Below are 14183 nucleotides of genomic sequence, written 5' to 3'. Positions count from 1 at the left end.
CTCCAAGTCATCGATCGTTGACATGGTATCCGGATGCCCTCTACGGTCTAAGTCACCGATCGATGACTTAGGGGATGACGCAAATGAAGAACGTCGTGGTGGCCGGCGGTACGACGGGAATGGGACGGGAGATCGCGCTGCACTACCTGCGGCGCGGGGCCCGCGTGACGGTGGTCGGCAGTACGCCGGCGCGCGGGGAGGAGTTCCTGCGAGCAGCGGAACCGCTCGATGGGGAGGCGGCGTTCGTGCACGCGGACCTGCTGTCGATCGCGGAGAACCAGCGGGTGCTCAAGGAGGTCGCCACGCGGCACGAGGCGCTCGACGCGCTGGTGCTCGCCGCGATGCTCCCGTTCGTGAAGCGCCGCGAGACGCCCGACGGTCTCGAGGGCACGTTCATGCTCTACTACCTGAGCCGTTTCATCCTCAGCTACGGCCTGACCGACCTGCTGGAGCGCGGCGAGACGCCGATCATCACGAACCTCGGCGCGACCGGCATCACCAAGGGCGCGGTCAACTGGGACGACCTGCAGTTCACCAAGAAGTACAGCGTCGTGCAGGCGATCGTCAGCGGCGGCCGCGCGAACGACCTGCTCGCGGTGCACTACCTCCAGAACCACCCCGATGGACGCACCAAGTACTTCGGGGTGCAACCGCCGTACACGAAGAGCGGCACCAACCACCTCCCCCAACCTCTACGCACAGTCGCCAAACTCAGCGCCGCCCTCTTTGCCAAGCCCGCGTCGGAAAGTGTCCGCGACACTCTCGCGGTGATGGACGCGCAGCCGGACGAGCGGCTGATCCTGCGGGCGGTGGGCAAGTCGGTCGACCCGGGGCTCGCGACGTTCGACCCGCAGAACGCGCGCAGGCTGTACGAGCTGACCAGGGAAATGATCTGAAGTCAGGGTGTCGATCTGGTGCTGACCCGCTCGACGTGAGAGTAAGAGCTCGACCGATATGACGAGGGAGCATCAGCGATGCGCTACATGATCATCAACAAGGCCGACGCCGACAGTGAGGCCGGGAACTTGCCGCCGCAGGAGGTGGCCGAAGGTGTCGGCCGGGTCGTCGAGGACCTGTCGAAGGCCGGCGTGCTGCTGTTCGCGGAGGGCGTGCACCGCAGTTCGCTCGGTGCGCGGGTGAAGGTCGACGCGGGCAAGCGCACCGTCACCGACGGGCCGTTCGCCGAGACCAAGGAGCTGATCGGCGGCGTGATCGTCGTCGAGGTCCGCAACCGCGACGAGGCGATCGAGTGGGCCTCGCGGCTGGCCGAGGCCCTCGGCTCCGAGGTCGAGGTACGCCGGGTGGTCGAGGAAGCCGACTTCGGACCGGATTCCGACGTCTTCGCCAACTGACTGTCCATAGCTCTGTCCATTCCTGGCAGTCCCGTTCGTGGTACCCCCATGAACAACACACTGAAGGTTTCCGACGCGGAGCTGTACTACGAGGTGCGCGGATCAGGACCGCTGTTGGTCCTGGTCGGCGCCCCGATGGACGCGGACGCGTTCGCGCCCCTTGCCGACCTGCTGGCGCCCGACTACACCGTCCTGACCCTGGACCCGCGCGGCGTGAAGCGGAGCAAACTCGACCCGGGCGGTACGTCGCGACCCGAGCAGCGAGCCGACGACCTGGCCGCGCTGATCCGGCACGTCGACGCCGGGCCGGCCGTCGTACTCGGCTCCAGCGGGGGAGCGGTGAGCGCGCTCGCGCTGGCGCAGTACCACCCGGACGTCGTCCGGACCGTGATCGCGCACGAGCCGCCGCTCGACAAGCTGGTGCCGGACGCGGACGAGCTGCTCGCGAAGTCGGAGAAGCTGATGGCCGACTATCTCGCCGGTGACGTGACCGGCGCCTGGAAGCAGTTCTTCGCGCTCGCGAACATCCACCTGCCCGACGAGGTCGTGGAGATGATGTTCGGCGGCGAGCGCGACCCCGAGCAGGAGGCGACGGAGCGGTTCTGGTTCGGCCACGAGATGCGCGAGTCCATCACCTGGGTCCCGGACGTCGACAAGCTGCGCGCCGTCGACATCGTGGTCGGAATCGGCGAGGAATCCACCGGTCAACTCTGCGACCGCACTTCCACCGCCCTCGCCGACCTCCTGGGCATCAAGCCGACCCGCTTCCCCGGCGACCACACCGGCTTCGTCGACCACCCCAAGCCCTTCGCCGAGGCGCTGACCGCTGAGCTCAGGCGCTGACGTCGTCCAAGTGGGTCTCGACCCAGGTGCGGAGCGCGGCGATCGGTCCGGAGACGCTCCGGCCGAGGTCGGTCAGCGAGTACTCGACGTGGAGCGGGACCGCGGGGAAGACCTCGCGGTGCAGGAAGTCGTCGAGGAGGTCGGTCACGGCGTGCACACGCTCGCGGTCGGCGACGAGGTCTACGGCATGCCGTGGTTCCCGCGCGCGGCGTCGGCGTACGCCGAGTACGTGACGGCGCCCTCGCGCCACTTCGCCAAGCACCTCGGTGCGTACGTCGTCGGTACGGCGAGCGTCGGCAAGTACGAGTGGTTGCGCGGACTCGGCGCGGACGAGGTGATCGACTATCACCGTACGGATGTCGCCGAGGCGACCGGGGACATCGACGTCGTCGTCGACCTGATCGGTAGTCAGACCACAGAACGGCAGTCGGTCGCCGTGACCCGGCCGGGCGGACTCGTGGTCGCCGTACCGTCGGGGACGTCGCCGGAGCTGCTCGAGCTGGCCGCGAAGGCCGGTGTCCGCGCCCCGGCCGGACCCGCGGGAAGCTGGTCCTCGAGGTCAGGTGAGACGCCGCCGTTGATCGTCGGGTGGAGTATGTGAAGCTGGGAGGTGTTCGGTGGGTGCGCAGGGGTTCAACGCGGTCGCACCGGGCACCGGTCGGAGATGTCGCCGTTCGCCAGCGTGGCGTCTTGACCTCAACCGTGGTTGAAGTTTCAAGCTGGTGCCGCTGACACAGGACATCGCAGATATCGGCCCTCGCGGGGCCCTGACGAAGGAGCAGAGTTGACCACGTACACGCTTCCCGATCTTCCCTACGACTACAGCGCGCTCGCGCCGAGTATCGCCGGCGAGATCATGGAGCTGCACCACGACAAGCACCACGCGACCTACGTGAAGGGTCTGAACGACACCCTGGACAAGCTGGCCGAGGCCCGCGACAAGGGTGACTTCGGGTCGATCGTCGGACTGGAGAAGACGCTCGCCTTCAACCTCGGTGGGCACGTCAACCACTCGATCTTCTGGAAGAACCTGTCGCCGGACGGCGGCGACAAGCCGGACGGCGAGCTGGGTGCGGCGATCGACGAGTTCTTCGGCTCGTTCGACGCGTTCCAGGCCAACTTCACCGCGAGCGCGACCACGATCCAGGGCTCCGGCTGGGCGATTCTCGGCTGGGACGCGCTCGGCGGCCAGCTGCTGATCCACCAGCTCTACGACCAGCAGGGCAACCTGCCGGCCGGCCAGATCCCGATCGCGATGCTGGACATGTGGGAGCACGCGTTCTACCTGCAGTACAAGAACGTGAAGCCCGACTACGTCAAGGCGTGGTGGAACGTCGTGAACTGGGCCGACGCCCAGGCGCGCTTCGACGCCGCCCGCTCCGGCGCCGGCGCCCTGATCACCGGCGCCTGACCAACGCCCAGGCCATCACAATCGATCGCGCCCGCCGGCTTCCCGCTCACGCGGTGGCCGGCGGGCGCGATTGTGATGGCCTGGAGATCACTTCGCGCAGAACTCCGCGATCACCGGGGCAATCGCCGCGGCCTTGATCACGTGGTTCTGACCCGGCACTTCGGTGTGCCCGGCGCCCGGTACCGCCGCCGCGAGCGCCCGTGTCGAGGTCTTCATCCACCCGGGGCTCTTCCCGCCGTTCACCACCAGCACCGGCTGCTCGATCGGCGCCCACTGCTCGGTGTCCATCGGGTCGCCGAAGCAGTTCTGCCCGAGCACCTGCGCGTCGTACGGCAGGGTGTGCGCGATCGCCTTCATCGGTTTCCAGGCCGGCATCAGCTTCATCATCGTGACGAAGATTCCGGGCAGCCCGATCCCCTTCGTGAAGAAGTACTTGATCGCGTCGCCCGCCTCGAGCGCCTGCAGGTCGGCGACCCAGTTCCGCGGGATCTGCTTGCGGCTGTCGTCGACGACGTACGGCGGCTCGAACGCGACCAGCTTCTCGATCGGCACCCCGGCCGCCGCCGCCCGTAGCGACAAGGCCGCGCCGGACGACGAGCCGTAGACGTACGCCGATCCGCCGGCCGCCTCGATCACCGCGGCCAGGTCCTCGATCTCCCGCTCGACCGCGTAGTCGCCCGCATCGCCGGAGTCGCCGCGCCCGCGCCGGTCGTAGTTGTAGACGGTGAAGCGGTCCGCGAGCGCCTCGGCGACGTCGGGCATCGGACCCTGCGCCCGGGAGCAGAGCGCCCCGTCGACGAGAACGAGCGCCGGCCCGTGGCCACGTTTGTCGTAGGTGATCGTCGTACCGTCCTTGGAAACCACGGTGCTCATGCGAAGAACTCCTTCAGGAAGGGAGCCAGCGCGGCCGGATCCACGTTGTGCTGCTGGTCGGGGACGACGCGCGCGGTCGCACCGGGGATCTCGCCGGTGACTGCCTGGTTGGACAGCTTCATCCATTCTTCCGAGGCGCCTCCGGTGAACACCCGAGTCGGGACAGTCAGCGACGCGGCCGCGGCCGGGATCGAGTAGTCGCCCATCACAGTCGCGTCGTACGCGAGGGTGTGCGCGATTGCCTCCTGTGCCGGCCACCACGGCGACTCCTTCGCCATCGCGACGAACTCGGCCGGGAGGCCGACCACGTCGGCCATGAAGTACTCGGCCGCCTTGTCCCGGCGCCCTTCCGCGACGAACGCGCGGTAGATCGACGCGGTGTCGGCCGGCGGCCGCGTCCGGGTGCCGTCGAGGATGTACGGCGGTTCCCAGAGCGCGAGCCTGGTCACCGGGCGACCGGCCGCGGTCGCGAGCAGCGCCAGCGCGGCACCGGACGAGGTCCCGTACAGGTGGGCAGGGCCGCCGGTCGCCGCGAAGATCGCATCCAGGTCCTCGAACTCGCGGTCGATCGCGTACTCGGTGCCGTCGCCGGAGTCGCCGCGACCACGGCGGTCGTAGTTGTAGACGGTGTAGTCCTGCGCCAGCAGCGCTGCCAGCGGGGCGTTCGACGTACGGTCGACCGAGCCGCCACAGACGAGAACCACCGCGGGTCCCTCGCCCAGCCGGTCGTACGCAATGGCGGTCCCGTCCGCCGAGGTGACCTTTTCCATCATGTTTCCTCCTGCATCAGGAGGCCCTTCGTTGGCCTCACCCCTGCGTCGATCCCTGTCGCAGCACATCGACCATGTGTGATCTAGATCACAGATCGACGCGTAGCGTCGCACAGGCAGCGCGTCAGCAGGCCGCGGCGCGTTCCAGGAGGAGTTTGCGTTCGCGTTCGTTGCGGGTTAGGGCGGCGGCCTTCTCGAACTCGGCGCGGGCCTCGTCCAGGCGGCCGAGCTTGAAGAGCAGGTCGCCGCGCACGCTCGGCAGCAGGTGGTAGTCCTTGAGCGACGGGTCGTCCGCGAGGAGGTCGACCGCTGCCAGTCCCTGTTCCGGGCCGAATGCCATCGAGATCGCGACGGCCTGGTTCAGCTCGATGACCGGCGACGGGGTAACTTGCGCGAGTACGGCGTACAGGCCGGCGATCCGGGCCCAGTCGGTGTCCTCAGGGTCGGTCGCGCGGGCGTGGCAGGCGGCGATCGCGGCCTGCAGCAGGTACGGGCCGGGTGGTTTCTCCAGTGCCCAGGCGCGCTCGATGCCTTCGAGGCCGCGGCGGATCAGTAGGCGGTCCCAGCGGCGGCGGTCCTGGTCGAGGAGCAGGACCGGCTCGCCGTCGCTCCCAACGCGTGCGTTCGCGCGGGACGACTGCAGCTCCATCAACGCCAGCAGGCCGAGTACTTCGGGCTCCGTCGGCATCAGTTCGACGATCAGCCGGCCAAGGCGCATCGCCTCGTTGCACAGGGCCGGCCGCATCCAGTCGTCGCCGGCCGTCGCGGAGTACCCCTCGTTGTAGATCAGGTAGACGACCTCGAGCACCGACGACGTCCGCTCCAGGAGCTCCGGCCCGGACGGCACCTCGAACTCGACGCCGGCCTTGGCCAGGTTGCGCTTGGCGCGCACGATGCGCTGCGCGATCGTCGCCTCCGGGGCGAGGAACGCGCGGGCGATCTCGTCGGTCTTCAGGCCGCCGAGCAGCTTGAGCGTCAGCGTCACCCGCGCGTCCATGGTGAGCACCGGGTGACAGGCGGTGAACACCAGCCGGAGCAGGTCGTCCTCGATGTGGTCCTCGAGGATCGACTCGACGTCGTCCTCGACGCTGTCGCCGTCGATCTCGAGCTCGTGGCCCATCTCGGCGAGCTTGCGCTGGTACGTGTCCTTGCGCCGGATCAGGTCGATCGCCCGCCGTTTGGCGATCGCCATCAGCCAGGCGCCCGGATTGTTCGGTACGCCGGACTCCGGCCACTGCTCCAACGCGGCCACCAGCGCGTCCTGCGCCAGCTCCTCCGCGAGTCCGACGTCCCGCACGATCCGTGCGACGCCCGCGATGATCCGCGCCGACTCGATCCTCCAGACCGCGTCGACCGCCCCGTGCGCATCCGTAACCGTCACCCGCCGATAGTAGACACGAACCGGAGCCGCCATAAGGAGGTCGTCTCGCCGTCCCGTGCCCGACGGTGCCGAGGTACGGCGTCGGCGCGACCGGCGACCTGCAGTCCACCGGAGCGGAACATGCCCAACAGCTCACCGTCCTCCCGCAGCCCGAGCCGCTCGGCGAGATCGGACAGGATCAACCACACCTCCCCACCTGGTTCGAGGTGATCGCGGACAGTCCCGAGAAACGCGCGGAGCATTCGTCCGTCCTCGTCGTACACGGCCTGGTCGAGGAGGGTCGCCGGCGCCGCGGGGATCCAGGGCGGGTTGCAGACGATCAGATCTGCCCGCCCCGGTGGGAACAGGTCGGTCTCGACGATCGTCGCGTTCACCTTGAGTCGTTGGAGGTTCTCGCGGGCGCAGGCGATCGCTCGCGGGTTGTTGTCTGTGGCAACTACATGGTGCATTCCTCGTCTGGACAGGATCGCGGCGAGCAGTCCGGTCCCGGTGCCGACGTCGAACGCCGTGTTTCCGGTCGGCAGCGGGCAGGCGGCAACGAGGTCGGCGTACTCCGATCTGGTGGGGGCGAAGACGCTGTAGTGCGGGTGGATCCGGTCGCCGAGGGCGTAGGCGGATCTCGTGGTTGATCATCGGGACACGTAGCGAGTTCAGGACGCGGACTCGTTCCGCCTGGTGCCGGCGTTGGTCGTGGAAAGTGTCGCCGCTCGGCGCCGGAAGGCGGCGGCCGAGGGCGGCGAGGAGTTGTTTGGCGTTCTGGAAATCACCTTCCCAGTGAAGGGTCGAGCCGCGTCGGATCAGGCGCAGCGCCCGATCCGCGGAGATTGAGTCGTCGATCGTGGTGACCTGGTGCAAGAGTCGTCCCTGCCGGTGCGAAGTGAAGATGGGCAGCACGGCTCACCCGAACGCCTGATCGGCGCCGGGGAGCGGACGACGGAACTAGCGAACTACCGCCGCATGTCTGGGCGAGGTCACCGCCCCACTGTAGACAAGAAGTCGGTCGTCCTTTCCTGCTCGGCCGCTGTGCCGATCGGGGCCAGCATCAGATCGGTCGCCCCGGTGTCGCCGATCCGGGCGAGCTGCTTCGCGATCGAGCCCTCGTCGCCGACGATCAGTACGTCGGCCGGCCCGTCGACACCTTCGCGGTCGAACATCGCGCGGTACTCCGGGACCTGCCCGGCCAGTGCGAACTCCTTGGCGAATCGCGCCCGTACGGCAGCTTCGGCGGACGTGAGACACACAGCAAGCCCTGCCACGATCCGCGGAGTGCGGCTGCCGGACGCTCGGGTGATGGTCGGTACGACGTGGTTGGTGAGTGTCCGGGGTCCGGTCATCCAGGTGATCGTGCCGTCGGCGAGCTCGCCTGCGACCTTCAACATCGCGGGACCGAGCGCTGCGATCAGTACCGGAGGAGCCTCGACCTTGGACAGGTCGCCGGCCGGGAGGTCGATCGCTCCGGCTGCCGTGTAGTACTCGCCGTGGTGGTCGACCGGCTCGCCCCGCAGGAGCGGGCGCAGTACCTCCAGGTACTCGCGGAGGCGGCGGGCTGGGCGGTCGGTGGGCAGGCCGTACATCGTGCTGACCATCTGCGCGATCCCAGCGCCGATGCCGAGAGTGAGCCGGTTGCCGACCGCCGCCTGCACCGTCAGCGCCTGCGCGGCAAGCACCATCGGATGCCGCTGCGGAAACGGCACCACCGCGGTACCAAGCTCGATACCGGGCGCCGCCGGCCCAGCGACCGCCAGCGCGGTGAGCGCATCCCACCCCACCCCGTGAGACACCCAGGCGGCCCCGACGCCGGCTGCGGCTGCCTCCTGGATCTGGCGGGTGATCTCGGGTAGTGGGGTCCGTCCGCGGACGTCGCCGAAGGCCATGCCGATGCGCATCACAAGTCTCCTCGTTCTAAGCGGGGTGGGGCCCCGTTTATCTTCGGCTACGATATGGGGGACCACCCCACTTACGTCAAGGGAACCCGATGCGAGCCGATGCCCAGCGGAACCGGGACCGGCTGGTCGCGGTCGCGGCCGAGGTGGTTTCCGAGCAAGGCGCGGATGCGTCGCTGGAGGAGATCGCGCGTCGGGCCGGTGTCGGGTCGGCGACGCTGCACCGGCATTTCGGCGGTCGGATCAGGTTGCTGGAGGAGGTGTTCCGGAGCAGCGTCGACGAGGTCTGTGCGCAGGCGACCGAACTGCTCGACGAGCCGGATCCCCTGCAGGCGTTGACGAACTGGCTGCGCGCCATGGTCCGGCACGCGACCAGCAGCCGCGGTCTGGCGACGGCGCTGGTGATGAGTGGAGACTGCGGTTCGGACGCCCATGAGCGCCTGCTGACGGCCGGCAGGCAACTGCTGGAGCGCGCTCAGAACAGTCGCGTCGTACCAGGAGAAGTCCGGATCGAGGACCTCCTGAAGCTGGTCAACGGCATCTCACTGGCCAGTGCCGAGGACACCGCTCAGGCCGACCGTTTGCTCACCCTGGCAATCCGGGGGATAGCACCCGCATCGAACTAATAGACTTCGCTGCGGAACTCCCCCGAAAGATGGCTTGAGGTTTGTTGTGCTCACCATGCAGGACGCGCTGCTCGCGCTCACGAAGTACTGGACCGACCGAGGCTGCATGGTCGTGCAGCCGTTCAACACCGAGGTCGGTGCCGGAACGCTGAACCCCGCGACCATCCTGCGGGTGCTCGGTCCGGAGCCGTGGCGGGTGGCGTACGTCGAGCCGAGCGTGCGGCCGGACGACAGCCGCTACGGCGAGAACCCGAACCGGCTGCAGACCCACACCCAGTTCCAGGTGGTGCTCAAGCCGGACCCGGGCAACCCGCAGGAGCTGTTCCTGGACAGCCTGTCCGCGCTCGGGATCGACATCGACGCGCACGACGTGCGGTTCGTCGAGGACAACTGGGCGAACCCGGCGACCGGGTCCTGGGGTCTGGGCTGGGAGGTCTGGCTGGACGGTCTGGAGATCACCCAGTTCACGTACTTCCAGCAGGCCGGCGGGATGACGCTCGATCCGGTGTCGGTGGAGATCACCTACGGCATCGAGCGAATCATGATGGCGCTGCAGGGCGTCTCGCACTTCAAGGACATCGCCTACGCGCCGGGCATCTCGTACGGCGAGGCGTTCGGCCAGGCGGAGTACGAGATGAGCCGGTACTACCTCGACGACGCGGACGTGGAGTCGCAGAAGCGGCTGTTCGAGGAGTACGCGAACGAGGCCCGCCGGATGATCGACGACCGCCTCCCGGTGCCGGCGCACATCCAGGTGCTGCGGTGCTCGCACACGTTCAACGTCCTCGACGCCCGCGGCGCTGTCAGTACGACGGAACGCGCGAAGGCGTTCGGCCGGATGCGGACGCTGGCCCGCGAGGTGTCCAAGCTGTGGGCGGAGCGGCGTACCGAGCTCGAGCACCCGCTGGGTCTCGCGGAGCTGCCGCCGGCCGCGCCGGAGCCGACCGAGTTCCCCAAGATCACCGGGACGCGACAGCTGACCTTCGAGATCGGCACCGAGGAGATGCCGCCGTCCGAGGTCACGAAGACCGCTGCCGCGGTGCAGGCCGCGCTGGAGGAGAAGCTGGCCGCGACGCGGCTCGAGCACGGCGCGATCACGACGTACGCGACCCCGCGCCGCGTGGTCGCCTTCGTCGCCTCCGTCCAGGCCGGTGAGCCGGACGCCGAGCGGGTGGTCCGCGGTCCGAAGAGGGCGGCCGCGTACGACGCCGACGGCAACCTGACCAAGGCCGCCGCCGGGTTCGCCCGCGGTCAGAAGGTGGAGCCGACCGAGCTGCACGATCTGGATGTCGACGGCGTCGAGTACGTCGCGGTGACCAAGCCGGACCCGGGTCGCGGTGCGGCCGAGGTGCTGAGCGGCGTCCTGAGCGAGATCGTCGCCGGCCTGCGTTCGGACAAGAACATGCGGTGGAACGACGCCAAGCTGTCGTTCACCCGTCCGATCCGCTGGCTGGTCGCGCTGCTCGGCGACGAGATCGTCCCGGTCTCCGTCTCCAGCCTCGCCGCCGGCCGGACGACGCGGGTGCACCGGACCGCAGCGCAGCCGAAGGTCGAGATCGCGTCGGCTGAGGGCTACCTGGACCTGCTCCGGATCCACGGCATCGAGGCCGATCCGGCGCGTCGGCGTAGCACGATCGTCGACGCAGCCGCCGAGCTGTCTGCCAAGGTCCAGGGATCAGTCGACGTGGACGGTGAGGCCGCGCTGGTCGACCAGATCGTCAACCTGATCGAGGAGCCGACGCCGATCCTGGGCGGGTTCTCGGCCGACTACCTCGAGCTGCCGAGCGAGATCCTCACCACCGTGATGCGCAAGCATCAGCGGTACCTCCCGGTGCGGGACGCGGATGGCAAGCTGCTGCCGCATTTCGTTGCCGTGGCCAACGGTTCGGTCGACGAGGACCTGGTCCGGGCCGGCAACGAGGGCGTACTGCGGGCGCGCTACGAGGACGCCGCGTTCTTCTGGCGGGCCGACCTGGAGACGCCGCTGGAGTCGATGAAGAGCGAGCTGGAGAAGCTGGCCTTCGAGGAGCGGCTCGGTTCGATGGCCGATCGCGCGGGCCGGATCGGGCGGATCGCTACAAAGCTGGCGGACGTCGTCGACCTGGACGGCGACGATCTGACCACGCTGAAGCGGGCCGCCGAGCTGGCCAAGTTCGACCTCGGTTCGCAGATGGTGGTCGAGCTGACCAGCCTGGCCGGCACGATGGCTCGCGAGTACGCCAAGCGCGCCGGTGAGACCGAGGCCGTCGCCCAGGCCCTGTACGACATGGAGCTGCCGCGGTCGGCCGGTGACCCGGTCCCGTCGACGACTCCGGGCGCGCTGCTCGCGCTCGCCGACCGGTTCGACCTGCTGGCCGGGCTGTTCGGGATCGGCGCGAAGCCGACCGGAAGCTCCGACCCGTTCGCGTTGCGCCGCGCCGCGGCCGGTGTCGTCGCCATCCTCCGCGAGCACCCGGAGCTGCGGGCGATCACCCTCGAAACAGGTCTGCAGACGGCCGCTGCGGAGATCGGTGCCCAGGGCATCGACGTACCTGCCGAGTCTTTGGGTGAGGTAGCCGAGTTCACCGTACGGCGGTACGAGCAGCAGCTGCTCGATCGCGGTGACGACCACCTGCAGGTCGCCGCGGTGTTGCCATTGGCATCTGCTCCGGTGGTTGCGGACGAGACGCTGAAGACCCTGCAGGGCTTGGTCGGCAACAGTGACTTCGCCGACCTGGTCGCCGTACTGCAGCGGGTCCGCCGGATCGTTCCGGAAGGCACCGAGGCGGAGTACGACGCCGGCAAGCTCACCGAGCCCGCCGAGGTCGTGCTGCACGAGGCGGTCCAGAAGATCGGGCAGGCGCCGACCGGGCTCGGTGACTTCGTGTCCACCGCGTCGGTCCTGGTCGAGCCGGTGAACGCGTTCTTCGACGAGATCCTCGTGATGGCGAAGGAGCCGGAAATCCGCGCCGCGCGATTGGGGCTGCTGGCAACGATCAGCAAGCTCGCCGCACCGGTCCTCGACTGGCAGGCCCTCGGCACGAGCCTCAACGCTGCAGAGTGATGACCCCCGCGGAAGCTGCCGTGCAGGCGGAGCGTGTTGCGCCTCGCCTGCGCGAGCACCTGCCGTTGACCCCGTTCGTCCGGTACGGCGCGTTCAGTGAGGAACTCGGCGCCGAGGTGCTCGTGAAGTGCGAGCACCAGCAACGGACGGGATCGTTCAAGGCCCGCGGCGCACTGGCGAAGATCCTCACGCTGACCGAGGCGGAGCGGGCGGCCGGCGTGATCACGGCGTCCACCGGGAATCATGGGCTCGGCGTCGGCAACGCCCTCGCGATGCTCGGCGGTCATGGCATCGTCTACCTGCCCGAGAACGCCGCGCCGGGCAAGGTCGCGGCGCTCCGCCGGCTCGGTCTCGAACTACGGGCTGAAGGCAACGACACCGGCATCCTCGAGATCAAGGCCCGGGCGTACGCCGCGGAGCACGGGCTGGCGTACGTCCCGCCGTACAACGACCCCGACATCATCGCCGGGCAGGGGACGGTCGGTGTGGAGATCGTCGAGCAGTTGGCCGGCGCGCCGCTCGATGCGGTCGTGGTGGCGGTCGGTGGCGGCGGGCTGATCAGCGGGGTCGCCGCGGTGCTCAAGAAGCACCTGCCCGGGATTCGCGTGTACGGCGCGCAACCGGCTGTGGACGACGCGATGGCGGCCTCGGTTCGGGCCGGCGAGATCGTGCAGGTCGACGCCGGGCAGACCTTGTCGGATGGTACGGCGGGCAGCGTCGAGCCGGGGAGCATCACGTTCGACCTGTGCCGGGACCTGGTCGACGACTGGGTGCTCGTCGAGGAGGACGCGATCCGGGACGCGCTCCGAACGGTGATAGACACCGAGCACCAGTTGATCGAAGGCTCGGCCGCGCTGGCATTCGCGGCCGCGAGCGCACGCCGTACCGAACTGTCCGGGAAGCGCGTTGCGGTGATCTCCTGCGGCGGCAACATGTCGTCGACGACGTTGGTGGCCGCGCTTGCGTGAGCTCGTCGTACTCGGGACCGGCAGTCAGGTGCCGTCCCGGGAACGTACGCAGAACGGGTACTTCCTGCGCTGGGACGACGAGGGTTTCCTGTTCGATCCCGGCGAGGGCACGCAGCGGCAGATGATCTACGCCGGGCTCGCGGCCCGGGCGATCACGCGGTTGTGCGTGACGCACTTCCACGGCGATCACTGTCTCGGGGTGCCGGGCGTGGTGCAGCGGTTGTCGCTGGACGACGTACCGCATCCGGTGCGGGCGCACTATCCCGCGTCGGGGCAGACGTACTTCACCCGGTTGCGGTACGCCGCTTCCTTCTTCGAGCGGGCCGAACTGCTCGAGGAGCCGATCGAGGAGGACGGGCTGCTGTCGGTCGGATCGTTCGGCCAGTTGTGGGCGCGACGCCTGGAGCACCCGATCGAGTCCTTCGGGTACCAGTTGATCGAGCCCGACGGACGCCGGATGATTCCGGACAAACTCGCGGTGTACGGCGTGACCGGGCCTGACGTCGGCCGGCTGCAACGCGCCGGATCGCTCGATCTCGGCGATCACACTGTGCGCGTGGAGGACGTCAGCGAGCTGCGTCCGGGACAGCGGTTCGCGTTCATCATGGACACCCGCCTGTGCGAGAACGTCTTGCGTCTTGCGGACGGCGCCGACCTGCTCGTCATCGAATCGACGTACCTGTCGTCCGAATCCGAGCTGGCCCGCCGCTTCGGTCACCTGACTGCCCGCCAGGCCGCACGGGTCGCGGCCGAATGCGGCGTCCGCAAGCTCGTGCTCACGCACTTCTCGCAGCGCTACCTGGAGCCAGAACGCTTCCACGAGGAGGCCGCGGCGGAGTTCTCCGGCGAGATCGTCGTCGCCTCCGATCTCAGCCGGCTCTCAGTTCCGGCTCGCCGGTAGCCGAACCCCTAGGCGTAGCGGACGAACAGTGCGTTAACGGACCGGCAAACCAGGCCGAACCCGTGCAGGTCCAGGGTTTCCCAGGATTAGCATTACCGGCGAATGTAAATCCGCCGATTTCAGGAGCGACCT

Annotated in this window: 15 protein-coding genes; 9 read left to right on the top strand and 6 right to left on the bottom strand. The window is 68.7% G+C overall.

Annotation, left to right across the window (positions count from 1 at the left end; translation table 11 throughout):
- Positions 1-83 precede the first annotated feature (83 nt).
- The 3 genes from ACLJOO_RS04280 to ACLJOO_RS04270 all read left to right on the top strand — a co-directional run bounded on the left by ACLJOO_RS04280 (position 84) and on the right by ACLJOO_RS04270 (position 2195).
- Positions 84-896, top strand: coding sequence for an SDR family NAD(P)-dependent oxidoreductase (locus ACLJOO_RS04280; protein ID WP_410785492.1), 813 nt, complete (start codon positions 84-86; stop codon positions 894-896).
- Positions 897-974: 78 nt separating this feature from the next.
- Positions 975-1352, top strand: a complete 378-nt coding sequence (locus ACLJOO_RS04275; RefSeq protein WP_410785491.1) for a YciI family protein — start codon at positions 975-977, stop codon at positions 1350-1352.
- Between the two features lie 48 nt (positions 1353-1400).
- Positions 1401-2195, top strand: coding sequence for an alpha/beta fold hydrolase (locus ACLJOO_RS04270; RefSeq protein ID WP_410785490.1), 795 nt, complete (start codon positions 1401-1403; stop codon positions 2193-2195).
- Here ACLJOO_RS04270 and ACLJOO_RS04265 read toward each other — a convergent pair.
- On the bottom strand, positions 2185-2343 hold the full coding sequence (locus ACLJOO_RS04265) for a winged helix-turn-helix transcriptional regulator (protein WP_410785489.1): 159 nt from the start codon (positions 2341-2343) through the stop codon (positions 2185-2187). The genes ACLJOO_RS04270 and ACLJOO_RS04265 overlap by 11 nt on opposite strands.
- Positions 2344-2346: 3 nt before the next feature.
- On the opposite strand from ACLJOO_RS04265, the gene ACLJOO_RS04260 reads away from it, so the two are divergent.
- Both ACLJOO_RS04260 and ACLJOO_RS04255 read left to right on the top strand, forming a co-directional pair.
- The gene (locus tag ACLJOO_RS04260) at positions 2347-2796 is read left to right on the top strand and encodes a zinc-binding dehydrogenase (protein WP_410785488.1); all 450 of its coding nucleotides are present in this window, start codon (positions 2347-2349) and stop codon (positions 2794-2796) included.
- Positions 2797-2979: 183 nt separating this feature from the next.
- A complete protein-coding gene (locus ACLJOO_RS04255; protein WP_410785487.1) occupies positions 2980-3606 on the top strand; it encodes a superoxide dismutase in 627 nt (208 codons plus the stop codon).
- 87 nt (positions 3607-3693) lie between these two features.
- Here the strand turns inward: ACLJOO_RS04255 and ACLJOO_RS04250 are convergent, their stop codons facing one another.
- The 5 genes from ACLJOO_RS04250 to ACLJOO_RS04230 all read right to left on the bottom strand — a co-directional run bounded on the left by ACLJOO_RS04250 (position 3694) and on the right by ACLJOO_RS04230 (position 8516).
- The gene (locus ACLJOO_RS04250; protein ID WP_410785486.1) at positions 3694-4479 is read right to left on the bottom strand and encodes an alpha/beta fold hydrolase; all 786 of its coding nucleotides are present in this window, start codon (positions 4477-4479) and stop codon (positions 3694-3696) included.
- Positions 4476-5252 carry an alpha/beta fold hydrolase gene (locus tag ACLJOO_RS04245; protein WP_410785485.1) on the bottom strand — a complete coding sequence of 259 codons (777 nt, stop codon included), beginning with the start codon at positions 5250-5252 and terminating at the stop codon, positions 4476-4478. The genes ACLJOO_RS04250 and ACLJOO_RS04245 overlap by 4 nt, the downstream gene beginning before the upstream one ends.
- Before the next feature lie 121 nt (positions 5253-5373).
- Positions 5374-6663, bottom strand: coding sequence for an RNA polymerase sigma factor (locus ACLJOO_RS04240; RefSeq protein WP_410785484.1), 1290 nt, complete (start codon positions 6661-6663; stop codon positions 5374-5376).
- Positions 6627-7154, bottom strand: a complete 528-nt coding sequence (locus ACLJOO_RS04235; protein ID WP_410787118.1) for a methyltransferase — start codon at positions 7152-7154, stop codon at positions 6627-6629. The genes ACLJOO_RS04240 and ACLJOO_RS04235 overlap by 37 nt, the downstream gene beginning before the upstream one ends.
- 447 nt (positions 7155-7601) lie before the next feature.
- Positions 7602-8516: a TIGR03564 family F420-dependent LLM class oxidoreductase gene (locus ACLJOO_RS04230; RefSeq protein WP_410785483.1), complete on the bottom strand. Its 915-nt coding sequence runs from the start codon at positions 8514-8516 to the stop codon at positions 7602-7604.
- Between the two features lie 89 nt (positions 8517-8605).
- On the opposite strand from ACLJOO_RS04230, the gene ACLJOO_RS04225 reads away from it, so the two are divergent.
- From ACLJOO_RS04225 to ACLJOO_RS04210, 4 genes are read left to right on the top strand one after another with little or no spacing between them, the layout of a single operon-like run.
- Complete coding sequence (locus ACLJOO_RS04225) at positions 8606-9139, top strand: TetR/AcrR family transcriptional regulator (protein WP_410785482.1); 534 nt, start codon at positions 8606-8608, stop codon at positions 9137-9139.
- Positions 9140-9194: 55 nt separating this feature from the next.
- A complete protein-coding gene (locus tag ACLJOO_RS04220) occupies positions 9195-12182 on the top strand; it encodes a glycine--tRNA ligase (protein ID WP_410787117.1) in 2988 nt (995 codons plus the stop codon).
- Positions 12182-13150, top strand: coding sequence for a pyridoxal-phosphate dependent enzyme (locus tag ACLJOO_RS04215; protein ID WP_410785481.1), 969 nt, complete (start codon positions 12182-12184; stop codon positions 13148-13150). The genes ACLJOO_RS04220 and ACLJOO_RS04215 overlap by 1 nt, the downstream gene beginning before the upstream one ends.
- Positions 13143-14051 carry a ribonuclease Z gene (locus ACLJOO_RS04210; RefSeq protein WP_410785480.1) on the top strand — a complete coding sequence of 303 codons (909 nt, stop codon included), beginning with the start codon at positions 13143-13145 and terminating at the stop codon, positions 14049-14051. Before ACLJOO_RS04215 ends, ACLJOO_RS04210 begins: the two co-directional genes overlap by 8 nt.
- Positions 14052-14183: the final 132 nt, after the last annotated feature.

Origin of the sequence: Kribbella sp. C-35 (assembly GCF_046549195.1) — a bacterium.
GTDB lineage: Bacteria > Actinomycetota > Actinomycetes > Propionibacteriales > Kribbellaceae > Kribbella.
The sequence above is the reverse complement of the archived record's forward strand: the minus strand, read 5'-3'. Positions and strand labels throughout refer to the sequence as shown.